The organism is Mucilaginibacter sediminis, assembly GCF_051903035.1.
Lineage (GTDB): Bacteria > Bacteroidota > Bacteroidia > Sphingobacteriales > Sphingobacteriaceae > Mucilaginibacter.
Genome location: NZ_CP170602.1, coordinates 1618621 through 1643068, shown reverse-complemented (window position 1 = coordinate 1643068; position 24448 = coordinate 1618621). Strand labels below are relative to the sequence as shown.

Below are 24448 nucleotides of genomic sequence, written 5' to 3'. Positions count from 1 at the left end.
GCCGTTAAATAAATTTCACCGTTAAAAAATGCTATGTAACATTTACTGTTTTTTAAAACAATAACACCGTAATATATATTACCTTAATATTAAGCAACCCGTTATGAAACCCGCTGATAAACATTATAAATTCATAAACAGTAAAACTGGTTATGCAATTTATTATCACTCCCTAAGCAGCGACCTCAACGCCACAGAGATCAAAAATCAACTGCAGGACATTAAAGCCCGTGTGGCCATACAAAATGGTATTTACCTGGAAACTGTATATTGGGAAGAGATAAAGGAAAATGCCGAAGTGTAGTAGCGTTAACTTTTTAAGAAATTAGCGCTCAGTATTTTATTTGTTTTGTGCGGTTAATTGAGGTATATTTAATCACCAATTTAAATCACCTCTATTTAAACACCTTCCCGCATGAAAAAGATAGTACCTGCACTTTTTTGCGCCTTATATTTTTGTGCACCCGCGTTTTCGCAGGAGGCCAAAACACCGCTTTCGTTAGACGGAATAGTCTCACGTCTGCAAACTTTATCAACTACAAAAGCTACCGAAAAAGTTTACCTGCACTTTGACAGAACGACGTACAATGCCGGCGATACCGCTTTTTTTAAGGCCTATCTTACACTTGGCGAGCAACACCAGCTGTCAAAGTTAAGCGGCGTATTGCACGCCGACCTGGTGAACCCAAATGATTCTTTGGTGAAATATATAACACTGCAGGTTAACAACGGGCTGGCCTGGGGCGATTTTCCTTTGCCAAACAGCCTGCCAAAGGGCCTATATCATATAAAGGCTTATACCAAATGGATGCTGAACAGCACCGACCCTAATGTTTTTGACCAGCCTATTATAATTAACAGCCCCGTATCGCCAACGCGTACATTATCAGCTCAACAAACTAAAATTGCCAATAAGTACGATATTCAGTTTTTTCCCGAGGGCGGGACCTTTGTAAATGATATTCCCGCTAAACTTGCCTTTAAGGCTATTGACCATAACGGCATTGGAGCTAATGTTAAGGGCGTGGTTGTTGATAACCTGAATGCCGAAGTAACCAAATTTGAAGCCAGGCACCTGGGGATGGGTATTATTAACATAACCCCTGTTGAAGGCAGAACATATAAAGCCAAACTTACCTATGCCGATGGTACCAACGCCACGGTTGATTTGCCAAAGGCCGAAGAAAAGGGCATGACACTGCTTGTAAACAATACCAGCCCCGATAAGCTTTTAATTGAAATTAACGCCAACCGGGCCTATTACCTGGCCAATAAAAACAAAGAAATTGGTATCACCATTTATTCGGGTGGCGGGGCTGTACGATCTGTAAAAACAGCTTTAGATGGTCAGGTGCTTGATCTTAACCTGGGTAAAAAAGACTTTCAGACGGGCATAGTACGGGTTACCCTGTTTTCGTCAACCGGCGAGCCAATGAACGAGCGGCTTTCATTTATTCAGAATGATGATCTTATTAATTTGCAAACGGCAGTAAATAAACAATCGTACACACCCAGGGAAAAGGTGCATCTTACACTGAATGCCCAAAAAGACAATAAACCGGTTATGGGTTATTTTTCTGCATCGGTAGTTGACGCCACAAAAATACCGGTGGATGAAACTGCCGAAACTACCATTTTAACCCACCTGCTGCTCACATCTGATTTAAAAGGCTTTGTTGAGCAGCCCAATTATTATTTTAACCACGTTACCAACGATACCCGCGCCGATTTGGATATGCTGATGCTTACCCAGGGTTATCGCCGGTTTGAGTGGAAGCAAATGCTTGGCAACGATGAAACTACCACATTAACATATCCTGTTGAAAGAGGCCTGGATATATCGGGCACTGTTAAAACCAATAACGGGGCACCTGTTGCTAACGGAAATGTTACGCTACTTACAAAAAACGGTGGCAGTATGTTAAACCAGGTTACCGATGCTAATGGCAGGTTTATCTTCCCAAGTCTGGCCTATACAGATAATACTCCTTTTGTAATCCAGGCAAAAACCGCCGAGGGAAAAAACAATACGCAGATAATTATGGATATGCCAAAAGAGGCGACATTGTTTACTAATAATAACCGGTTAACAGGTAGCGCCGAAGCGGGAAAAGGTGATGGCAAGCCCGGCCCCGCATCTGTTTATATGGCCGATGCAAGCGGAAAACTATTAAAGGAGGTTATTGTGAAAGATAAATTTTTAGACTCGCACAGTAACACTATTACCGATTTTACCGATCAATCGGGATTGGGCCGAAGCCTGGAAGGACACTTGCCCGGAGTTTCATTAACCAATGGCGTGCCTTATTTGCGCGATAGGATAGGAATATCCGAAGCAGGGCCAATGCTTGTAATTGTAGATGGAATGCAAGGTGGGTCCGTTCCGGACTTAAACGTATCAGACGTGGAGAGTGTAAAGATGTTGAAAAATTTAGATGCAGCAATTTACGGCCTACAGGGATCAAATGGAGTTTTATTAATCACAACAAAAAAAAATAAGAATTTGACTGTGAATAAAAAGCTATCACCCGGGCTTATTACTTATGCTCCCAAAGGTTTTTACAAAGCCCGCACGTTTTATTCGCCTGCTTACGGAGGGACGGTTAAGCAGGCAAATAAACCAGATGACAGGATCACCATTTATTGGAACCCGGATGTGGCCACAGATAAAGATGGTAACGCTACGCTGGATTTTTACAATGCCGATGGCAAAGGAAATTATCGTGTAATTATTGAAGGCATTGATGAAAATGGCGCTATAGGTCGTAGTGTTTATACTTACAAAGTTGAATAAATAAAAAACCCTTGCCGCAAGGCAAGGGCCAAAAAAACCACAACAATTGTTTAACCTTCTGGCTATGTAACCTTAAGGTCAATTCCTAACTGCAATGTGGTAATTCTGATGATACAACAATGCTGATTATTAATGGTTTTTAATTATCATGACATTTTTACAACTGTAGTACAGGTTTATTTATATTATCAATTGCTACCCGACAAAATTTCATCCTATATTTATACCAAATAAATCATGAGAAATATTATGAACAAACCTTTTCAATTTAAAGCAGCATTTGTTTTTGCATTTGCTTTATTTTTAAGCAGCCTGGCCTTTGCACAGGAAAAACCAGCCAGTCCGCACGATAGTACAAGCGCTACAGTTGCAGGCTCATTAATTAAAATCAAATACGGAAGTCCGTATGTAAAAGGCCGCAAAATATTAGGCGAATTGGTACCGTTTGATAAAGTATGGCGTGCGGGTGCCGATTCGGCAACCAGTTTTACAACCAGCAAAGCTATTAAGGTTGAAGGTAAAGCGCTTCCGGCCGGCAGGTATGCTTTTTTTGTAATTCCATCTGCAAGCGGTACATGGACTATTATATTTGATAAAAACCCTAAGCAATGGGGCGCTTACACGTATAAACCAGAAAACGACCAGCTGCGTGTAACCGTTAAAGCTAAAACCGCGCCAAAGGCCGAAAGCCTTACCTATACTATAACCCCCAAGGGTTTTAATCTTAAATGGGATACCTTTGTGGTTCCGGTATCTATTAAATAAGCATTTAATTTAACCCGAATAAAGAAGAGCTCCTGTAAAGGAGCTTTTTTTGTATTAGGAAAGCAGAAAAAAAACTTCTTACAGGTGAAGCTTTGTTATATTGCTTCGGTTAATATCTATAGTATACAATGCGTAACTACATCAGCAAAAATCCATTCATTAAAAGGATAATAACCATATTATTGTTAGCCATGGTTCTTTTTTTGCTTATGCTGTTGGCTGGCCATCCCGCCTTGGTCGAGCGTTATTATTCGCAGGGATTTTATAAAATAGTTTGCTGGATTTTTCACCCTGTTTTTAATTTATTCCCGTTTAGCGTCGGCGATTTACTTTACATCGCTGTTATTGTCATTTTAATTGTAGCTATCGTTAGGATGGTAAAGCTGTTGGTTAAAAAGCAGTTCAAAAAAGTTGGGTTACAGTTGCTGGGCTGGGTAATAAGCATCCAGGTAGCTATTGGGTGTTTTTACCTGCTTTGGGGGCTTAATTATTTCAGGCCATCAGCTGCAGACCGCCTTAATTTAAGGGATACTACATTCACCACTGCCGATTTGAAAGCAGTAACCAAATTACTGATAGATAGCGCGAATGCCTGCCGGGCCAGGGTTACCACGGCCGATCTGGCTCAAAGCAATAGCGTCATTTATCAAACCGCGGTAAATGCTGTCAAAGCGCTCTCGGCCGATTCTGTCAATTTTCGCGCTTTTCAACCTGGCATAAAACCATCCATGATCACTTTTCTGCTGAATTATATAGGAACTTCGGGCTATTACAATCCATTTACGTCCGAAGCGCAGATTAATTATGCCATGCCCGTATTTAACAGGCCGTTTGTAGCTTGCCATGAAATGTCGCACCAGGTAGGTTACGGGGCCGAGGATGAAGCTGATTTTGCCGGCTTTATCATCGCCATAAAATCAAAAGATCGCCTGCTGCGTTACTCTGGCTATCACCTGGCGGTTGATGAGTTTATGCATACCCTTCGCCGGCGTGATACCGTGGCCCATAAGGAATTAAAAGCAATGATATCCAAACAGGTACACCAGGATTTTGTAACAGAACGCGCCTACTGGATGGCCTACGAAACCCAGCTTAGCTGGATAAGCAGTATTTTTTACGATAATTTCCTGAAAGCCAATAACCAACCCCGCGGCCTGGCAACATACAACCGCATGGTTTTATTGGTAATGGCCTGGGAAAAATGTTCATTGGTTCATTAGTTCATTGGTGGATATTGGGTTAGCCTGTATGGTCAATTTCGGTCGGCCACCTGTAAAAACCAATGACTGTTTTAGCTTATTAGTTATTGGTTGATTTAGTTTGCCCTCATAGTTGCCAGTTATGGCACCACTTGCAAAGACCAATGAACTAATGAACTAAATAAAAAATGCGTTCCGTATCTCACCCCGGAACGCACTGCAATATCATTTCTCAGATGATACTGTATCAACTAAACCTCAGATCTCATGTAAGATGATTAATCCAAGCTCTTATATTTACCGATGTAATAACCGATAAACAATTTTTTTATTACATTGTGTCAGCAGCTTTTAAACAATGTTATATTTAACCTTGCTTCTATAAATTGTGAATAATTTAAGGCAAACGAAGATACAATATAAATATTGCGTTTAAACGCTCAAATTTACCTCATATTATTAATAAGTGTCTATCTAACGTTACTTTATTTACTTAGATGTCCGGGTAAAATATTTGTTACCATGAAATTGAATTTAACCTTTATTTTATTGTTTTCCCCTGTATTTGTATTTTCTCAAAAAATTAACCGGCAGGAAATAAAACGAGCGATAGATCTGGCCAAATCGGTAACTATCATCCGCGATAATTATGGTGTGCCGCATATTTACGGAAAAACCGATGCCAGCGTAGTTTTTGGATTGATGTACTCGCAGTGCGAAGATAACTTTAAAGGAATAGAACGCAATTACCTTTACCAGTTTGGTAAACAAACCGAAGTGGATGGAGAAAATAGCCTGGCTACCGATATTCAGTTACAATTAATTGCCGATAGTGCAGATGCCATTAGGGATTATAAAACGAGCGCCCCGGCTTTCAGGAAACTATTAGATGCTTTTGCCGGTGGCATAAATTACTACCTGTACAAACATCCCGAAGTAAAGCCAAAGGTATTTAAACATTTTGAGCCCTGGTACGCACTGATGTTTACCGATGGAAGCGTAGCCGCCACCGAAACAGGGGGCATTAAGCTGGATGAAACAAAAGAATTTTATATAAATGGCGGCGACAAACTGGGTTACGTTCCAGATCGCCCGGCCAAAGCTTATGAATTTGTAAACGAACGCGAAACCGGGTCTAATGGGTTTGCTATCTCTCCATCGCGGTCGGCTTCGGGGCACGCTTTGTTGTATATTAATCCGCATGTGCCCTTTTATTTTCGCAGCGAAGTGGAGCTGGTGAGCGAAGAAGGTTCGCATGCCTACGGGGCAGTAACCTGGGGACAGTTTTTTATATACCAGGGTTTTAACAAGCACTGTGGATGGATGCATACCAGCAGCTATGCCGATGTTGCCGACCTGTATGCCGAAAAAATGGTAAAAAAAGACGGCAGGTGGTTTTACGAATACAATGGCGCCCTTAAACCCGTTACCGAACGTAAATTGGTTATCAATATCAAAAAAGGCGATAAGCTTGAGCAAAAAACAATAACCGGCTACTATACCCATCATGGTCCGGTAGTAGGCAGCCGCGACGGCAAATGGCTGGCGCTAAAGGCCAATAATCGCTCATATAACGCGCTGTTAGAATCATGGCAAATAACTAAGGCCAATAACCTGGCCGAATATAAAGAAGCCATGGACCTGGTATCCAACGCCACTAACGCCACTGTTTATGCCGATGATAAGGGCAATACTATTTTTTGGTATGGCAATTATATCCCCAAACGCGACCCCAAATATGACTGGAGTTTACCCGTTGATGGTAGCACGCCCGCTACCGAATGGCAAGGGGTACACCATTTAAACGAAATTGTTACCACGATAAACCCCGCTACCGGCTGGATTCAAAATTGCAATTCAACGCCTTATACTGATGCCGGTGCAAGCAGTCCGGATAAAAGTAAATATCCGGCTTATATGGCGCCCGATGGCGAAAATTACCGGGCAGTTACGGCCATTAACATATTAAAGAATGCTGATAAACTTACACTGGATGGCCTTATAGCAAAAGGATATGACCACTACCTGGCTGCCTTTGACGATTTACTGCCCGCGCTATTTAAAGCCTATGATGAGGCCCCTGACTCGTTAAGGCGCTCAATATCAGGTGCTGTAACAATATTAAAGCAGTGGGATAGGCGTACGGCCGCCAATTCGGTAGCAAGTTCACTGGCCATTGAATGGGGTACGGCCATGCTTAAATTACTCCCTCCGCCTAAAACCGACCAGGAAAGTACTTTCATTACCCGGCGCATTAAAACACTGGCCGATAAAACCCCGGGCAAGCAGCAGCTGGAGCTTTTAAACGCGGTTATGATAAACCTGCAAAGCCGTTTTGGCACCTGGCAGGTACTATGGGGCGATATGAACCGCTACCAACGACCTGCCGATGGCATAACCTTTGATGATAAGCTGCCGAGTATTCCGGTGGGTTTAACTGGTTCGGGGTTTGGGCAATTGCCATCGTTCCAGAGCCGTACGGTAAATACTTTGAAAAGGTATGGTTACTCGGGCAATAGTTTTGTAGCTGCGGTTGAATTTGGGCCGAAGATAAAGGCTAAAAGTATCATGACAGGCGGGCAATCGTTTGAGGCCGCATCGAAAAACTTTACCGACCAGGCACAGGGTATTATTGAAGGTAAGTTTAAAGATGTGCTATTTTACCGCGAAGATGTACTGAAACACGTAAGTAAAAGCTATCATCCGGGAAGTTAATTTAGTTAAAGAAAAAAGTATATTTGGATACGATAACAAAAATGAAAAAGTTCCTGTTTGTGGCTTTATTATGTTTTTGCGGCGCCAACCTGTTTGGACAAAGCATAACAGTTAATGACCTTATCAATTTAACCAACCTAACAAACGCCGATGCGCACAAATACCTGGTTTTGGCAAAAGGCTTTAAAAAGGCTTATACCCAGGACGTTGATGGCAATACTATTGAGCATTTGAGTAAAACAGATGCCCAGAAGAAACAAGAATCGGTAGATATTGGGGTAGCTTTGAAATTAAGCAGCGGGGCCATACTGCGTACCGTAACCTATAAAACAGCCCGTACTGAACAAATTTTCCACTTAATTTCACAGGCAAAAAGCCAGGGCCTGCCCATGAAGTTCCAGGGGGCCGATACAATAAACAACATTTACCAGTTTGATAACGACTTTTTTCATATCGTAATGTACATCAGCCGCGATAATACCGCCGGCTACGTAGAGGTTAAACAAAAAGAATATGTAGGCTTTGATTGATAAATGCATTTTGCTTTAAGGTGTCTTGAGTTGTAAAGTTTGGGTAAATTTTTAGGGCTAAGAATATAAACGAAGGCCTTCCATCTTCAGCCGTGAAATTTCGCGAAACTCTAAAGGGAGAGTAACATACTAAAGAGCGTTGTCATGCTGAGCTTGTCGAAGCATAGTAGGCAAAGGCCTCTCCGCGCGAGTCTTCGACAAGCTACCCAAGACAAGTTTCATTTTCTGTCATCCTGAGTAAGTTTTATTTGTGCGCAAATAAAACTTACTCAGGATGACAGTCGTTTATTAGGATTGTCATTCCCTCTTCAGAATTTCGCAAATTTTACCGCTTAGGATGACAATTTTCTTATTTTGAACTTTGTTCCTTTAGAGACTTAAAGCCAATCCCCTTACTAATTCACCCTTGATGCATAACAAACCTTATGTATAAATGCTAGTTTTTCAACCACCTTTGGCGGTATTACAAAAGGGTACAAATCCTTGTTGCCCATGCTGCGGTTCATGCTGTTCATGGCGAAGGTTAATGGTAACCATAAATTAAGCAGGGTTTCAAAACTTTCCTGTTGATAAGGGCTCACATTGATGATTGCCTTTAGGTTGCTTTTTTTATCGGCGAGGCGGGGAGATACCGTCATCCCGAAGGCGTCGGCGGTTTCAAGCGTATCCATAATATGCAGGTAATGTGCCCACGTTTCGGCCCAATCCTCCCATGGGTGCGAACTTGCGTACGTGCTTATGAAATTTAAGTTCCAATCAGCTGGTGGCCCCTGGCTGTAATTCCGTTCAAGTGCCTGGGTGTAATCCTGGCGTTCATCGCCAAATAATTGGCGGTACTCGTCAATAAATGCACTGTTATCAATTAGCCTGTCCCAGTGGTAATGGCCAACCTCGTGCCTGAAATGACCCAGCAGAGTACGATAAGGCTCGTTCATTTGTTTACGCGATAGTTCACGCTTATCGTCATCAGCTTCATCAACATTCAAGGTAATTAAGCCATCTTCATGCCCGGTTAAAACCTGTTGAGCGGCATCCGCCTCTGTAAGGAAATCAAAACTCAGGCCTTTAACTGCATCCTGAATTTTACTTACCAGGGGCAGCTTCATTTGCAACAGCGTATAAATAAGCCTGTGCTTGGCAAATTCTATCAACCGCCACTGCCTTAAATGATCAGGGTCGGCTAAATTGGGCACAATGTGGTTTAATTCACATGCGCGGCAAAATATATTAGGGCTATCAGTCGGTATAAGCCAGTTGCAAACATCAAACTCGTGATTTTTGCAATACTTGAACAATTGCTTTTTATTGCTCATCAGGCCGCCCAATAACGGTTTTTTATTGCTGTGTAAACGATAAACTGCATTGTTATCCTGGACAAGCGTGGCCAGGTTCAGATCACCGGGAATAAAACCCAAAGGACTTTTGCAACATTCGCATATACTGTTTTCAAAATATAATAGCTGACCGCAGTTGGTACATTTAAACAATTTCATAATCTGTGTTAAGGCTGTTCATTGTTGAATAGCTTGTGAGTTAACAGATTATAAGGCGGCGGGTTTTGAGATAGTGAAAATAAGAGGAGTGTATGCGTAAGCTGTTCCTATATGTTTTGAAAATGGTTATAGTTAATAACTTTGTCTACATTTATATTGACTGGAAAATAAACCACCGGTTTAATTTTTTTATTCTTTTTAAGCATGTATTACATCATTTTTACGGTACTACTTTTGTCTATTGTGCTAACAATTTCATACATAGTATCTTATTTTGGGAGATTGCGGGCTAAAGAAAAAAAACTGGAGAAAATCAAAAATAAATGGGCTAAACCGGTAAACTCTAAGCGCAATTTCGATTTGATAAAAATTTACCTGGATGCAGATATTACTAAAGGCAAAATAACAGCGGTAACCTCGGATGATCTTGACGTGAAAAATGTTTTTAACTATATAGACAGAACTAATTCAAAACCCGGAAAACAATTATTATATAAAAAACTACATTTTCCGGAAACATCACTTGATAATTTATTGAAACTTGATGCTAAGGTAACGGCCCTGAACGCGGATGCACCTAATCGCGAATTTTTGGAACTCGAACTTTCAAAGCTCAACCATAGTAATGCCTATCAAATTCCCAACTTATTTTTAAAAACGCATACGCCATTATTTGCACCTGTAATGGCTTTGTACGTTAAAATCGTGCCGTATTTAATTTTAGCGGTAATTATTTCACTTATTGTTATACCTAACCCTGTTAGCCTTATTATATTGGGCGTTCTGTTGGGTTATAACACAATATTTCATTTTGCCAGCAAGAAAAAGACAGCTGGATATTCTGACTCACTGCCCCAACTGTTAATAATGCATAAAGTAGCCGTTTGGTTAGTCAAATATGCCAATATCGGCGATACAGGTGACATCAAAAGGTGCCTCGTAAATCTCGCCGGCCTGAGACGATCATTGACTATTGTGAATTTCGAAAGTGAGCTGGTGGTTGATTCGGACTCCCCTGGCTATGCGGTATTCCAGTTTTTTAAGGTGCTTTTTCTGCTCGAACCCCATATCTACACCAATTCAATAAACCACATTGGCAAATTCCGCGACGATATTGAAAAGGTGTACAACTTTGTAGCCGAGGTAGATATGCTGATAGCCATACAATCGGTAAGGGAAGGTTTGCCGTTTTATAGCAAGCCTGAATTTATGAGCGAGGATGCCAAAATGGAAATTACCGACCTGTTCCATCCTTTGATAGATAATTGTGTGCCTAATTCATTGTATACCCGGGCAGATAGGGGAGCTTTGATAACCGGCTCAAACATGTCGGGGAAAACTACATTCATTAAGGCAATAGCAATCAATACTTTGTTGGCCCAAACTATATTTACCAGCTGCGCCAAGGCTTACAAGGCACCATTCCTGAAAATACAAACCAGTATCAAAATAACAGATAGTATTGAAGAGCAACAAAGCTTTTTTCAGGCACAGGCGATGGCAATATTAAATATTGTTGATAGCAGCAGCGCTGACGAAGAAATTAAAAGCCTGGTTATTATAGATGAAATTTTCAGGGGAACGAATACGATTGAACGTATTGCAGCCGCAAAATCGGTATTATCGTATATCACTGCCAACAACAATTTTGTTTTTGTATCTACCCACGACCTTGAACTGGCCGAATTACTTGATGAAGACTTTGCCATTTACTCGTTTGAAGATTCCAAATCGGGCAAAACGCTGGTATTTGATTACAAATTAAAAGAGGGACTGCTTAAAAGCAAAAATGGTATTGCCATATTGGCCTCCATGGGCTACCCGGAATCTGTAATTGATGACGCCAATATTGTTAGCGAACGCATGATGTTGAAGTATATGGAGTAGGGGGGCTGTAGCATTAAGTGGCGTACCTACGGCACGCAAAGCCCTTCCTTTTGTTTTCTACCGATATTTCACTCCTACGGAGTCGTTTTGTATGGTTGATTCAATTTTTAAAAATGATAGATTCGACTCTTGTATATATAAGTCAGATAAGTGACCCCGTCGGGGTCCGATATCGGTAGAAAAAAATAAAACGTAGGATGCGTGCCATAGGTACGCCACTCTTGCTTTCTTTTTTATGAAATTTTTTGTACTATTATAAATCAGATAAGTAACCCCATCGGTGTCTGATGTCGGTAGAAAATGGATAAACACAGGTTTACGTGCCGTAGGTACGCTACTTACAAACCAAAATCAACAAACAATGGCCAATACCTATACCCAGATTCACATTCAATGTGTTATAGCCGTAAAATTTCGGCAGTCACTCATCAAACCAACGTGGAAAGACGAGTTGCATAAATATATTACCGGAATTGTCAAAAACAACGGCCATAAGATGATAAGCATCAATAGTTTGCCAGATCACCTGCATTTATTCTTTGGTTTCAGACCAACCCAATCATTATCAGACTTGATGAAAATGGTAAAAGGCTCATCGTCTGAATGGATTAATAAGGAGAAATTTAGTAATTCCCCATTCAAATGGCAGGAGGGGTATGGAGCGTTCTCTTACTCGCGGTCTCATATTAAAAAAGTTGCTTTATATATTGAAAACCAGGAAGAACATCATCGGCATAAAAACTTTTTAGAAGAGTATAAGCAATTTCTTGACCATTTTGAAGTAGACTACGATGAACGATATATTTTCAAGCCGTTAGAATAGGCAACTTACTCCCCCTCATACAGTTTCAGCTTATTCCTCAGCCCACGCATATTTTCCTGCATTTGCTCAATCCTGTCAAGCATATGGGTTATAGCCTCGATGCCTGCAATATTGATGTCCAACTCGTGCAAGCTAATTATTTTCTGAAGTTTTTTCAATTCCGACTCGGGAATGAATATGGTTTGGTCAACTTCTTTAACATCAACAAGCCCCGCCTGCCGCAATGAAGTAATAAAAGTGAACTCTACATTATGGTAAACACAAAATTCATCGACTGTAATTAGATTCTCCGTTTTCATAATATTCAGGATTTTGACAGTTCTTCAAACAGTTGCTTTTGTTTTTCGGTAAGGTTGGTTGGTATTTTTATATTATAGGTAAGATATAAGTCGCCAAACTCATTCTCTTTTTTATAAACTGGCATACCCTTGCCTTTTAGTTTTACCTTGGTACCATTTTGAGTTTCGGGCTTTACTTTAACTTTTACTTTTCCGGTTGGTGTTTCGGCCATAATCTCGCCGCCTAATACAGCCGTATATAAGTCAAGATCAATGGTATTATAAAGGTTAGCACCATCCCGTTTAAAACGGACATCCGCCGGAATATTAAATTTAATAAACAGGTCGCCGGCAGGACCTCCATTTACACCCGCGCCGCCATGACCGGCTATTTTAATAGTTTGGCCATTTTCAATGCCAGCCGGGATTGTAATACGTATATTTTTTCCGTTAACTGTAAGCGTTTGCTTATGTGTTTGTAAAGTATCCTGCAGGTTCAATTGAAATTCGGCATTTAAATCCTGGCCACGGTAACCTGTGCGGCGTCCGCCACCTGCACCCCCAAACATCGATTGGAAGAAATCAGAAAAATCTTCGCCACCGCCAAAGCCTCCTCCAAATCCTTCGAAACCGCCCGACCCACCACTACTACGTTGCCTGTTTTGTTGCTGCCTGGTTTGTTGTTCATATGCTTCGCCATGCTGCCAGTTTTCGCCGTATTTGTCGTACTTTTTGCGTTTTTCGGGATCGCTCAATACTTCATTAGCTTCGTTTATTTCCTGAAATTTTTTATTTGCTTCGGCGTCGTTTGGATTTAGGTCGGGATGATATTTGCGGGCCAGCTTGCGGTAAGCATTTTTAACGTCTTTGTCCGAAGCTGCCTTGTCTATTCCTAATATTTTATAGTAATCAATAAAAGCCATGATGGGGTGATGTGTAACTTATGTAATAACTGCATAAAGATAAGATGGTTTTCAAATATTGCGGTATTATAAACGGTCAACATTTGGTTATAAATTTAGTTAATCACACGATTGTTTTTACCCCATTCACAATACTAACAAAACGCGAGGATTGTTTTAACCGGTAGACAATAGCAATTGAATAAAAGATACAAAGTTTAAAATAGTAGTGTAAATTTGATGCATGCAAAACCAATTTTTCCACCTGTTTAGCGATATCCAAACCAAAGAGATTGCGCCCGGCTATTTTTCAAAACTAATCCATACTAATTCTAACACCATCAATTTTATTGAAGTAAAGGCAGGGATATCTTTACCGATGCATAAACATGTACACGAACAGTATTCATTTGTGCTGGAAGGCAAATTTGAACTTACAGTTGATGGCATTCCGCAGGTATTAGATCCCGGAATGTTTGCAATTATCCCATCAAATATTGTGCATGGCGGTACCGCTGTAACTGATTGCAAACTGATTGATATTTTTAGCCCGGCCCGCGAGGACTATAAATTGTTGTAAACGGTTAATTTTTGTTAGGGATTTATTGCTGTAAATACTAAGTTTGCCCTCCCAAAAACAAAATACTATGCCAATAACCAAAGCAACGCTTGCCGACGTAGCCGAACTAAATATATTGATTAACAGTGCCTACCGGGGCGAGGAATCAAAAAAAGGCTGGACTACAGAAACTGATCTGGTTGGCGGTATCAGGATTGATGAGCCGATGTTGATTGATTACCTGAATAACGATGCCATCACCATTTTAAAGTATACCAGCACCGACGGTAACATCATAGGCACAGTATACCTTGAAGTTAAGGGGGATAAGTTATACCTGGGGATGTTTAGCGTATCGCCGGCGTTGCAAAACGGGGGAGTAGGCCGCGCTTTAATAGAGGAGGCTGAAGTAATTGCAAAGCAACTTGGCCTGCATACAATCAGCATGACGGTAATACGCAGCCGTAAGGAGTTGATTGGCTGGTATGAGCGGCGTGGTTACTCATTCACGGGCGAAATTCAACCATTTCATGATCACGGCAGGTTTGGAGCACCAAAAGAACCGATAGAACTTATTGTAATGGAAAAAACGGTTTAAGCGCCGTTATTCATTAACTGCTGAAAACTATCAATAAACTGCCCAACGTGTAAGCCATCTACCAGGGCATGATGTACGTGTATAGATACAGGCATTGATCTTTTTCCATCCTCGTGTACCGTCATTTTGCCAAAGGATATTTTGGGGCAGCTATCTTCAATACCAAACATCCGGGCATGAGATAAACTGGTGAAATCAATCCAGGGTAATGACGAAAAACGGATGATATTGGTGGCCGAAGCACGTATCAGCTCATTGGATTGTTGCACCTGCTCAACCTCTTGATTGGCAGTAACTATAAATTCATCAAATGAAGACGCGTATGGAAACGATCCGAAACCAAATGTGCCATTTGCACGCCCAACGGTCGATCCTCCGTCTATCTGATCGTGGATGTATACATCATTGCCTTCAATACGGTAGGTAAATTCGGCTATCTTTTGCGCAGCAGTTAAGGCGAGGTACATGGTATATAAAAAGAAGGATACGTTTCGCTCTTTGGCAAAAACATAGGCGGCTGTACAATCCATAGTTACGGTTACGCCGTAATATGGCTCGTCAAATTGTTTAAAGAAAAGGAAATGTTCTTTACGTACCCAGTTATCAAGATCTAATTTTTTCTTCATCTTTTTACCGATGATAAGATATCGGCGAGCTTATCGGCCTGCATGAATTTTTCATGACTTAAACTTGTCTCCACATGCTCATGCGCCCAGGTGGTATGGTATGGCACATGTATGGCATAGCCACCAATATTCAACACCGGCATCACATCTGATTTAAGGGAATTACCCACCATCATAAACTCGCCTGGTTGGATATCCAGGTGTTTTATCAATTTAATATAATCATCTTCTTTTTTATCGCTCATGATCTCGATATGGTGAAAATAATGCGCCAGGCCCGATTTTTTTAGTTTACGTTCCTGGTCAAGCAGATCGCCTTTTGTTGCTACCACCAGGCGATAATCAGTTTTCAGCGTTGATAAAACGTGCTCCACGCCATCCAGCAGTTCAATAGGCTCATTGAGCATCTCTCGTCCATATTGTAAAATAATGTTGATGGTATCAATACCGATCTTGTTATCTGATATTTTTAATGCGGCTTCAATCATGCTCAGTATATAACCTTTTATGCCATAACCGTAAAGAGGCAGGTTATCAACTTCCACCTTAAAAAGCTCTTTTGAAATATCATGTTCGGGCAAAAAGTCCTCCAGCAGGCTGCAAAACTTTCTCTCTGTATTCTGAAAATAAGGTTCGTTAACCCAAAGGGTATCGTCGGCATCAAAAGCAATAACTTTTAATTTCATGGTAACTTGGTAAACTGTTTGCAATAATAACAATACCCTGTTAAATATTCATCGAAAAGTATACTAAGCACAATTGAAAACGTTTTAATATTTCGGTAACCTTTTTAAAAAAAACTGGTCTCCATGATGCAACCTTTGTTTTTAAAACAACGTCCTATAACCAACATGATCAAAACTATTCAATTAATGGAAGAGATACTGCCCCCTTTAAAAGAATTTATTGTTGATTATTGCAGCCGCTACAAAATTCGCAGTGTAGACCCCGGCAGCCTTTGCCTTGAAACCAGCCTGGACCTCGACCTGGATATTTTCGATATAGAAATAGATCTTTTCCTGGCCGATTTTACCGATCAGTTTAAAATAGACCAATCTAAATTTACTTGGTACAAATACGGATATCCCAAAGGTTCAACGCGGGTAAGGATGATAAAAATGGTATTTGGCTATAACAGCACCTGGGTAAAACAACTTGCGCATTACTGTTACAAACCCAAGTTTAAAGTACGTAATTTGCAGGATGCTGTAATAACCGGAATGTTGGTGTAAGTACCTAAACTTAATACGTTATTTGTTTTTACGTTGACGATGAAGCTATCATCAAGCCCCGGTGAAGTAATAAGATTAATAAAAGATTGGTAAGTCAGCTACTTCTATTTTCAAAAAATCCTGTTAATCCTGTAAAATCCTGTTAAAGATCAGTAGCCCTCGTGTGGGTACGCTTTACGAATTTACGGATATCAAGCACGATGCCTGCGAAGAAATAAAATATAAGTGGAAAGCCAACCGCTAAAAAGGAGGAGTAAATAAAAAACAACCGGATTTTGGCTATCGAAATGTTAAACTTTTCGCCCAGGTACGTACATACACCAAAGGAGTAGCGTTCAAAAAAAGTTAATATTCTTTGTAGCATTTCAGCTGAGCTTTAATATTTTATTACCAACGCCGCACTGCAGGCATTTTTTGTAATTACAATAGTTATTTTTTAGTTCGATTAGCGCCTGCGATTCAAATGCATTAGTAATTTTCACCCCTAAGTTAACAAAATCTGCGGTAATATTGTTCTTTTCGGCCGGCAAATTTTCTAAAAGTTTTAGCGCGCGGCTAATATAATATTGCTGCTGATGATGTTTGCCATAGCTAAACAAGAACAGGGCAAGGGTATTAATAAGCAATACATCAACCGAAGCCGCTCCCATAACTTTAGGCAATGGTTTTGAAAGTACATCAAAACGGTAATGATTGTCCCAATACTCGTTTGTTTTAATGGATGCAAACAAGTTGCGTAAGGCATCAATGTCCTTTATCTCCAATATTTTCGAGAATAGGTGATTGGCACTGACAATCAGGGCGGCAAATTGGGCAAGCCTGATGGTTGGGAAATTGGGCGGCCTTAAGCGCATAAATTTCCATAAATGGTTTTCTATAGGGTTTAGGCTGTATTTCTTTCGCAGGTAATCATATTCTTTTTTTAGCTTAACGGGATAGTCATCCTTCAGGTTGCTCTCTAAAAAACCTGCCTGGCCAAATATCAGCGCCTCAATTTGCATCGGGTTATTTTTGTTTTTGGCCAACGTAAGCTGCGGTAACGATTTTGCCAGCAGTTCAAAAGGCAGGGCATTTGTTTTAAACCCAAAATTGGCGGCTAAAAATTGGTAAAACGTTTCTTCCCAATCGCCCCGGTTAATGGCGAGGGCGGCTATAACTGCAGCCGATTTTTTTTCCAGCCGTTCCACCAAAACACGGGTAAGCCAGTTGTGCATAATTAATCCGTCAACTGTGCCGATGCTGGCTTCGCATGGTATAATAGTTTGGTTGCCGAATATCATCTGGTGATAGCGGCCATATAATTCGGCCGGAACCCTGTTGTTTAATTGCAGGGTAGGTACTGTTCGCCCGTTGTTTAGTTTTAATGGCAAATCGTTGTTGTAAACAACATGCAAAATCACATTATTGTAAGCCTCATCGGTGGTATGGCCGTGCTTTTGCCAATCGGAAGCCGAAAGGTGCACTTCCACATTGCCAGCCCAAAGCGTTTCTCCAATTTTAATCCTGGCATTATGAAAATCGGGGCCCGAATCGCTGTTATGAATACCAGTTGAAAATATCTCCAGCGTTTCGCCATCTTCCGTTCGCAGATCTGAACGGTCAAACAGGCGGAATTTCCATACGTAATGCAAAAAATCTTCGGTAAAAAGCATGCTTTAAATATAGCGAGTAGTTGATTTAGTTAGATTAAGCTGATTAAGTTTTTTGTGCGCTAATTTGATTATAGTACATTTATGCGTTCATCTTTTTTTAAGCAAAATATGACTAATACATCCCATGTTACCGTTAAAACAACAGGCGGTCGTATCAAATCAATAATTGGCGGCTCGTTAGGCAATTTGGTTGAATGGTATGATTGGTATGTGTACTCGGCATTTTCACTTTATTTTTCAAGCTCTTTTTTCCCAAAAGGCGACCAGACAGCCCAACTATTAAATACTGCGGGTGTATTTGCGCTCGGCTTTTTGATGAGGCCGATAGGCGGTTGGCTTATGGGTACATATGCCGATAAACACGGTCGCAAAAAGGCACTAACTGTATCGGTGCTCCTCATGAGCCTTGGCTCATTAATTATTACCATAACGCCAGGTTACAAAACTATTGGCGTTGCAGCGCCGCTGCTGCTGGTATTGGCCCGTGTTATACAAGGCCTGAGTGTTGGCGGCGAATACGGTACAAGCGCGACCTATTTAAGCGAAATGGCTGGCCGCAGGCACCGGGGTTTTTATTCCAGCTTTCAATATGTAACCCTTATTATGGGGCAGCTGCTTGCCCTGGGCTTATTGGTTTTACTGCAAAGGATATTTTTAACTGAGCAACAGTTGCATGACTGGGGTTGGCGCATTGCCTTCGGCATTGGAGCTTTTTTGGCTGTGATTACCATGTACCTGCGCCGTAGTTTACAGGAATCAGCCTCCTTTGCGAAAGAAAAAACAAGCACAACAAACGGTACTATTGCCGAACTTGCCAAACACCCAAAGGCTGTACTTACAGTTATAGGCCTTACAGCAGGTGGGACATTGGCATTTTATACCTTTACAACGTACATGCAAAAGTTCCTGGTCGACACTTCCGGTTATAGCAAGGCAGAAGCTACCTTAATTTCAAGCCTTACTTTGCTGGTTTTTATGCTGATACAGCCGCTTTTTGGTCTGTTATCTGATAACATAGGGCGTAAACCATTGCTGATAGGTTTTGGCGTTTTGGGTACAATAACAACTGTCCCGATACTCACATTGCTTGGGGGCACAAAAGACGGCTGGATTGCTTTCGGACTTATTTTGGCAGCACTTATCATCGTAAGCGGCTATACCTCTATTAATGCCGTTGTAAAGGCCGAGCTTTTCCCGGCAAATATCCGTGCGCTTGGTGTTGGTTTTCCGTATGCCATAGCGGTATCTATATTTGGCGGCTCGGCCGAATACATTGCTTTAGGCTTTAAAACAGCGCATCACGCCCAATGGTTTTACTGGTATGTAACCGTGTGTATCGCTTTATCGCTGGTACTTTATATTACCATGAGGGATACCCGGAAACACTCGAAGATGGAGGAGGATTAAGGTTGGATGTGAGGGTTTTTAGAATTCAAATATGCAAATGATCTTCTGAACCAAATTTACCGGATTAAGAGATTATTCATCCATTAATTACTATCCGGTTAAAACGTCAATCGGTCAAAAAATATTTAAGCGAAGCTGAAAACAATACTTTATCTTCGGTCGCCACAATGCCACAGCTGGGTTTCGTTTCCAGTCTGCAGGCCAAAGCTTTGCCCTGAATGCGCACTTGCGGGGCAGTGAAAAAGCCAATTTGTACTTTGCTTATATCGTCCGCAACACTGGCAGGAAATTGGCAGTGGCAAATTATCCAGTATTATCCTGTTGTAAAGTTCTAATGCCTTAAATATTGCTTCTGCCGATGGGTATTGTTATTTTGCGAGGGAGAGGGGTTGGTGGCATTACCGCATTTTATTTATCTTCGGGGCCATGTATGAAACTTTTCAGCGCTACATTGATGACCGGGCTACATTGACTGATGCGGAAAAAGAAATGATACGTTCGGTTGCTGTGATTAAAAAGATCCGTAAACGCCAGTACCTGCTGCAAGCGGGTGACGTATGGAAGTATGATGCTTTTGTAAGCTCCGGCTGTTTACGCACCTATTCTGTAGATGAAAAAGGGAACGAGCATATCATCGGGTTCAGTATTGAAAACTGGTGGTGTGGCGACCGGGAAAGCCTTTTATCCCGGCAGCCCGCTCGTTTCAACATTGATGCGATAGAAGACAGCGAACTGGTGCTGTTTACACATAGTAATTTTGAAATACTTTGCAGGGATATCCCGGCACTTGATCAAATGGTTAATACCATCCTTAATAAAAGTTTCGTTACTCAGCAAAACCGCATTAATGCCGCCCTGAGTTATACGGCCGAAGAAAAATACCTCAACTTTGTTAAAAAGTACCCCGAGTTCGCCCTGCGTGTTCCGCAAAGTATGATCGCTTCTTATCTGGGTATGACTCCTGAAACACTAAGCCGTATCCGCACCCAGACGGCGCGCAACAAGTCCTGATTGATCTATATCAATTGCTTTCTTATTTTATATCAATGTGCAGGTTCGACCGTTGCAGCACCTTTGTAGTGTTCAAACAAACATTTACAAACATTAAAAAATAAGAACCATGTCAAAAACAATTTTTATCACCGGAACAAGTACAGGCTTTGGAAAACTCACTGCCATTACTTTAGCAAACGCCGGGCATTCGGTTATAGCAGGTATGCGTAATGTGGCGGGCAAAAATGCCTCCGTCGCTCAGGAACTGAACGGCATTCCCAATGTCGAGGTTGTAGAGATCGATATCACGAGTGACGATTCTGTTCGGCAGGCCTTTGAGTATGTATTGTCAAAATATGGCAAGATCGACGTATTGGTTAACAATGCTGCTGTCAGCGGGTTTGGCCTGTTAGAGGGGTATTCACTGGATCAGGTCAGGAACATGTTCGAGGTGAACGTTTACGGAGTATTGCGCACCTACCAGGCAGTGCTACCTGCCATGCGGAAAGAAAAGAAGGGCCTGATTATTAACCTGACCTCCGGCGCCAGCGGCCATACTTTACCTTTTATGATTCCATACCTGGCCTCCAAATTTGTGGTGGAAAGTATTACCGAAGGTGCGCAAGCCGAACTATCCGACTTCGGCATCGAAAATGTGAGCATACAGCCAGGCGTTTATCCTACCGAAATGAATAACGGTTCCAAAGCTGGCGTGCATGCAGACAGGCCCGAGGTCTTAGCTGAATACGGGAATGCCGCCACCGAAAGATTCAACGCTTTGGGAACCGCCCTGTTCGGTAAAATGGAACAATTCAATATGGATCCGCAGACCATAGCCGACGGTATCCTGGAACTGGTCAATATGCCTAAAGGCTCCCGTCCGTTGCGCTTTCCGCTGGATGCGATAGCCCGTGGTACTGATAAAGAATTCATCGAGGCCCGCGCTGCAATCAAAGAGAAATGGTTAGCTGCTTACACCAATTAATTTATACGAACATGAAAACCGCAAAAGAACTATTACTGGATTACCTAAATCATATAGGTAATCCGGATTTCCAGATCGGGCTATTTGCTGATGACGCTGTTTTTGAATTGCCGTACCTGGCCAGTCTTGGCCTGCCAGCCCGCTGGGAAGGGAGAGAGGTATTATACAAGTTTCTGAGTAACCTGCCCAAGACCTTTCCGGGCTTTAAATTCAGAAATATCCAGATTCATATCGACACACCAGAGCAGGCCTTCGGCGAATATGAAGCCACCGCAGTCATCGCCGCCAATGGCAAGGAATACACCCAGCATTATATGGGCAGGGTGGTTGCTAAAAATGGCAAAATCCAACTGATTCGTGAGGCGCTGAACATGGTGCCGGTGATTCGTGACATCAAAGGTATCGACATCTCCTGATCGATAACCAAGAGACCTCATATCCATAAATATAAGGTCTCTTGGTTTATTCACTACCCGAACGCTACAACAAAATAAATTGGGCAACACAACAAAATACACCATTGAAGTAAGCCTCATATTTGTGTTGTAATTATGTACAACACCCGCCAATACCGGCACCTATAGCAGGCAGGATAAAAGGTTATAAGCAGCGATCAAGGTAGAATTGCCTTTTCCCCATATCAGGTAAATCTTAAAAATTTCCAAAGCGTGTACAGCTTTAGCAGGTGATTCTTTTCGTAATCTAGTTAATAGACCGCCTTTTTGAGGGACCCGTTTACCACGATCGGGTTATTGCAGGCTTGCATATTGCTCTAAACGGCTGGATCGGGTCGCTTTATTCCTTTACCGGTCGGGGATAGTCGGTTTTAATGTCATTTTTGCGCATAACCCGTGGAGTAACAGGTAACTACAGCGCCTACTGAGCCTGTTACACTCCCGTGGATATATTTAGTGTTTTTGTTGGTTGATTTATTATTAAAAATCCTGTTTATTTAACTAAATTTGAATTTACTGTATGTTTTATTATTAAATTGATATTTCTGACATTCTGTGAGATTAGGCCACATGTATGATGATCAGCAACTTCTGCAAAAAATGATTGCAGGAGATGAATTGGCATTCGCCCGCTTATTTGGAAAGTATAAGGCACTGATTTATCACTTTGTCATGAAATATGTTCATTCGGAATTACTGGCAGAAGATCTTACGCAGGAAGTATTTATAAAAATATGGGAAAACAGGACTAACCTTTTGGCCGTCACCTCTTTTAAAAGCTATTTGTATACAATAGCAAAAAACCATACCCTTAATTGTATGAAGGCGGCTTTTCGCTCCGAAGCTGCGCTGGGTCTGGTTGTAAATAGCTTTATCGCGGCAAGAAATAGTACCGAAGATGAATTGATACACCAGGAATACCTTACATTCTTAAAACGGGTGTTAGAAAGCCTGCCGCCAAGAACAAGGGAAATCTTCCATATGTGCCGCGAACAGGAAAAAACTTATGACGAAGTAGCACAGGAACTGGGAATTTCGCGGAATGCGGTAAAAAATCATATGGTAGCTTCTATGAAAGCACTGAGTTTTTCCTTAAAAAAAGAACTTGGTATCTCTTTGACTGTTTTTTTTGCAATAGTCTCCCGTTATTAGCCGTTGGCATAGACTGAATTTGTCAATTGTTTCCTTTTTTAGGCAGGCAACCCTTTCCATATATCCGATTTTTCTCTCGTTGCGCTGCAATTTGGCGGCCATTCTCGTCAATATTAACTTTTTTTTAACTTTTATAAAATTCAGCTACCCTGCAGGCACGTTTTCGTTGTCTTAGGCATAGAAATCTGTTTTTATGGATAAAGATCATTACAAAGAGCTTGTAAAACGATACCTGGAAAAAAAGTCGACCGACGAAGAATTGGAGGTTTTTTTTCACCTGGCCGAAAAAGGGGAACTGGACCAATATCTTTCAGATTCAATGGACGAAGAACTGGGATCACTTGGAAAAGAGGAGGAAGGTAATCATGTTAAAAAATTACGTCCTGCGAAATTGTGGATGCCTATAGCCGCGTCTGTCTTGATTTTGTTATCGCTCGGCTTTTATCTGCTTTTAAAGAAGCCGGATGCCCAACAGAACGGCGTTCAGATTGCGAATGTTCTTCCTGGCGGTAATAAAGCTTTCCTGACGCTTGCAAATGGCGTCAAAATTGTTTTAAATAATGCCAAAAACGGAAATATAGCAACCCAGGGTAATGTAACGGTGCTTAAAGTGGCAGACGGCCAGTTAAGCTATGCTGCAAAGGGAAAAGGCCAGGCGGCAGAAGGCTTCAACACTATAACAACCCCTAAAGGAGGCCAATACCAGCTCATTCTGGCAGATGGTACCAAAGTTTGGCTAAACGCAATGTCGTCTCTTCGTTTTCCAGCTGTTTTTAAAGGCGTAGAACGAAAGGTGGAGTTGACGGGCGAGGCTTACTTTGAAGTGGCCAAAAATAAGGCCATGCCATTTATAGTTAAATCGGGTTTTCAGGCCGTGCGGGTACTGGGTACCCATTTTGATATAAACGCTTACGCTGATGAGAACAGCATTAAAACAACCCTGCTTGAGGGCTCCGTTGAAGTTAGTAATCAAGATGCTAAAACCGTAATTGCGCCGGGGCAGCAAAGCGTATCCCGTGATCAGGGTGATTTGCTGAAAAGAGAGGTTGATACTGAAAAAGAAGTTGCCTGGAAAAATGGCATTTTTTCTTTTGATGGCGATGATCTTAAAACAATTATGCGCCAGGTGTCTCGCTGGTACAATGTTGATGTAAGCTACTCTGGAACTATTTCCGACGAGAAATTTCATGGCGAAATTTCCAGGTTCAGCAATTTAAGTGATGTATTAAAAATCCTGGAGCTTTACCAGGTTCATTTTGAACAAAAAGATAACAACCTTATCGTATCCTATAATCCACATCCAACTAATGATTAAACTAAACTTTAAAACTCAGCTATGCCTATGATAAAATCATACTAAAAACCTCCGCAAAAAGAAAGAAAAGCCGAAAGACGCTAATCTC

Annotated in this window: 24 protein-coding genes; 17 read left to right on the top strand and 7 right to left on the bottom strand. The window is 41.4% G+C overall.

Annotated features, from left to right (window positions below):
- The first annotated feature begins 103 nt into the window (after positions 1-103).
- The 6 genes from ACFGVS_RS06385 to ACFGVS_RS06360 all read left to right on the top strand — a co-directional run bounded on the left by ACFGVS_RS06385 (position 104) and on the right by ACFGVS_RS06360 (position 8003).
- Positions 104-304, top strand: a complete 201-nt coding sequence (locus ACFGVS_RS06385) for a hypothetical protein (RefSeq protein WP_090649640.1) — start codon at positions 104-106, stop codon at positions 302-304.
- A 111-nt stretch (positions 305-415) separates the two neighbouring features.
- The gene (locus ACFGVS_RS06380) at positions 416-2794 is read left to right on the top strand and encodes a carboxypeptidase regulatory-like domain-containing protein (protein WP_439697927.1); all 2379 of its coding nucleotides are present in this window, start codon (positions 416-418) and stop codon (positions 2792-2794) included.
- A gap of 249 nt (positions 2795-3043) precedes the next feature.
- Positions 3044-3559 (top strand): DUF2911 domain-containing protein, encoded by a 516-nt coding sequence (locus tag ACFGVS_RS06375; protein WP_439697926.1) that lies wholly within the window; start codon positions 3044-3046, stop codon positions 3557-3559.
- A gap of 128 nt (positions 3560-3687) precedes the next feature.
- Positions 3688-4779: a DUF3810 domain-containing protein gene (locus tag ACFGVS_RS06370; RefSeq protein WP_439697925.1), complete on the top strand. Its 1092-nt coding sequence runs from the start codon at positions 3688-3690 to the stop codon at positions 4777-4779.
- A gap of 501 nt (positions 4780-5280) precedes the next feature.
- On the top strand, positions 5281-7473 hold the full coding sequence (locus ACFGVS_RS06365; protein WP_439697924.1) for a penicillin acylase family protein: 2193 nt from the start codon (positions 5281-5283) through the stop codon (positions 7471-7473).
- 41 nt (positions 7474-7514) lie between these two features.
- Positions 7515-8003, top strand: coding sequence for a hypothetical protein (locus ACFGVS_RS06360; RefSeq protein ID WP_439697923.1), 489 nt, complete (start codon positions 7515-7517; stop codon positions 8001-8003).
- Between the two features lie 395 nt (positions 8004-8398).
- Here ACFGVS_RS06360 and ACFGVS_RS06355 read toward each other — a convergent pair whose 3' ends face one another.
- Positions 8399-9496, bottom strand: coding sequence for a zinc-binding metallopeptidase family protein (locus ACFGVS_RS06355; RefSeq protein WP_439697922.1), 1098 nt, complete (start codon positions 9494-9496; stop codon positions 8399-8401).
- A 204-nt stretch (positions 9497-9700) separates the two neighbouring features.
- Here ACFGVS_RS06355 and ACFGVS_RS06350 point away from each other — a divergent pair, with 204 nt between their 5' ends.
- Both ACFGVS_RS06350 and tnpA read left to right on the top strand, forming a co-directional pair.
- Positions 9701-11383 carry a MutS-related protein gene (locus tag ACFGVS_RS06350; protein WP_439697921.1) on the top strand — a complete coding sequence of 561 codons (1683 nt, stop codon included), beginning with the start codon at positions 9701-9703 and terminating at the stop codon, positions 11381-11383.
- 361 nt (positions 11384-11744) lie between these two features.
- Positions 11745-12206, top strand: a complete 462-nt coding sequence (gene tnpA, locus ACFGVS_RS06345) for an IS200/IS605 family transposase (protein WP_439697920.1) — start codon at positions 11745-11747, stop codon at positions 12204-12206.
- 5 nt (positions 12207-12211) lie between these two features.
- On the opposite strand, the gene ACFGVS_RS06340 is transcribed toward tnpA, so the two are convergent.
- Positions 12212-12505 carry a chaperone modulator CbpM gene (locus ACFGVS_RS06340; RefSeq protein ID WP_090650749.1) on the bottom strand — a complete coding sequence of 98 codons (294 nt, stop codon included), beginning with the start codon at positions 12503-12505 and terminating at the stop codon, positions 12212-12214.
- 5 nt (positions 12506-12510) lie between these two features.
- Positions 12511-13407, bottom strand: coding sequence for a DnaJ C-terminal domain-containing protein (locus ACFGVS_RS06335; RefSeq protein WP_439697919.1), 897 nt, complete (start codon positions 13405-13407; stop codon positions 12511-12513).
- A gap of 223 nt (positions 13408-13630) precedes the next feature.
- Here ACFGVS_RS06335 and ACFGVS_RS06330 point away from each other — a divergent pair, with 223 nt between their 5' ends.
- Positions 13631-13966, top strand: a complete 336-nt coding sequence (locus ACFGVS_RS06330; protein WP_147060469.1) for a cupin domain-containing protein — start codon at positions 13631-13633, stop codon at positions 13964-13966.
- A gap of 67 nt (positions 13967-14033) precedes the next feature.
- On the top strand, positions 14034-14543 hold the full coding sequence (locus ACFGVS_RS06325; RefSeq protein ID WP_439697918.1) for a GNAT family N-acetyltransferase: 510 nt from the start codon (positions 14034-14036) through the stop codon (positions 14541-14543).
- On the opposite strand, the gene ACFGVS_RS06320 is transcribed toward ACFGVS_RS06325, so the two are convergent.
- Both ACFGVS_RS06320 and ACFGVS_RS06315 read right to left on the bottom strand, forming a co-directional pair.
- Positions 14540-15169: a CatA-like O-acetyltransferase gene (locus ACFGVS_RS06320; protein WP_439697917.1), complete on the bottom strand. Its 630-nt coding sequence runs from the start codon at positions 15167-15169 to the stop codon at positions 14540-14542. The genes ACFGVS_RS06325 and ACFGVS_RS06320 overlap by 4 nt on opposite strands.
- Positions 15166-15855 carry an HAD family hydrolase gene (locus ACFGVS_RS06315; RefSeq protein WP_439697916.1) on the bottom strand — a complete coding sequence of 230 codons (690 nt, stop codon included), beginning with the start codon at positions 15853-15855 and terminating at the stop codon, positions 15166-15168. Before ACFGVS_RS06315 ends, ACFGVS_RS06320 begins: the two co-directional genes overlap by 4 nt.
- A gap of 165 nt (positions 15856-16020) precedes the next feature.
- Here ACFGVS_RS06315 and ACFGVS_RS06310 point away from each other — a divergent pair, with 165 nt between their 5' ends.
- Positions 16021-16401 (top strand): DUF1493 family protein, encoded by a 381-nt coding sequence (locus ACFGVS_RS06310; RefSeq protein WP_158643021.1) that lies wholly within the window; start codon positions 16021-16023, stop codon positions 16399-16401.
- A gap of 142 nt (positions 16402-16543) precedes the next feature.
- Here ACFGVS_RS06310 and ACFGVS_RS06305 read toward each other — a convergent pair whose 3' ends face one another.
- Together ACFGVS_RS06305 and ACFGVS_RS06300 are read right to left on the bottom strand one after the other, a co-directional pair.
- Positions 16544-16765, bottom strand: a complete 222-nt coding sequence (locus ACFGVS_RS06305; protein WP_439697915.1) for a PspC domain-containing protein — start codon at positions 16763-16765, stop codon at positions 16544-16546.
- 1 nt (position 16766) lies between these two features.
- The gene (locus ACFGVS_RS06300; protein WP_439697914.1) at positions 16767-18053 is read right to left on the bottom strand and encodes a DUF2851 family protein; all 1287 of its coding nucleotides are present in this window, start codon (positions 18051-18053) and stop codon (positions 16767-16769) included.
- 108 nt (positions 18054-18161) lie between these two features.
- Here ACFGVS_RS06300 and ACFGVS_RS06295 point away from each other — a divergent pair, with 108 nt between their 5' ends.
- The 6 genes from ACFGVS_RS06295 to ACFGVS_RS06270 all read left to right on the top strand — a co-directional run bounded on the left by ACFGVS_RS06295 (position 18162) and on the right by ACFGVS_RS06270 (position 24360).
- Positions 18162-19460 carry an MFS transporter gene (locus ACFGVS_RS06295; RefSeq protein WP_439697913.1) on the top strand — a complete coding sequence of 433 codons (1299 nt, stop codon included), beginning with the start codon at positions 18162-18164 and terminating at the stop codon, positions 19458-19460.
- 426 nt (positions 19461-19886) lie between these two features.
- Positions 19887-20471 carry a Crp/Fnr family transcriptional regulator gene (locus ACFGVS_RS06290; protein ID WP_439697912.1) on the top strand — a complete coding sequence of 195 codons (585 nt, stop codon included), beginning with the start codon at positions 19887-19889 and terminating at the stop codon, positions 20469-20471.
- A gap of 109 nt (positions 20472-20580) precedes the next feature.
- Positions 20581-21438: an SDR family oxidoreductase gene (locus tag ACFGVS_RS06285; RefSeq protein WP_439697911.1), complete on the top strand. Its 858-nt coding sequence runs from the start codon at positions 20581-20583 to the stop codon at positions 21436-21438.
- A gap of 11 nt (positions 21439-21449) precedes the next feature.
- Complete coding sequence (locus ACFGVS_RS06280) at positions 21450-21854, top strand: nuclear transport factor 2 family protein (RefSeq protein WP_439697910.1); 405 nt, start codon at positions 21450-21452, stop codon at positions 21852-21854.
- Positions 21855-22463: 609 nt separating this feature from the next.
- A complete protein-coding gene (locus ACFGVS_RS06275) occupies positions 22464-23045 on the top strand; it encodes an RNA polymerase sigma factor (protein WP_274213129.1) in 582 nt (193 codons plus the stop codon).
- A 193-nt stretch (positions 23046-23238) separates the two neighbouring features.
- Positions 23239-24360 carry a FecR family protein gene (locus tag ACFGVS_RS06270; protein WP_274213130.1) on the top strand — a complete coding sequence of 374 codons (1122 nt, stop codon included), beginning with the start codon at positions 23239-23241 and terminating at the stop codon, positions 24358-24360.
- The last annotated feature ends 88 nt before the right edge of the window (positions 24361-24448 follow it).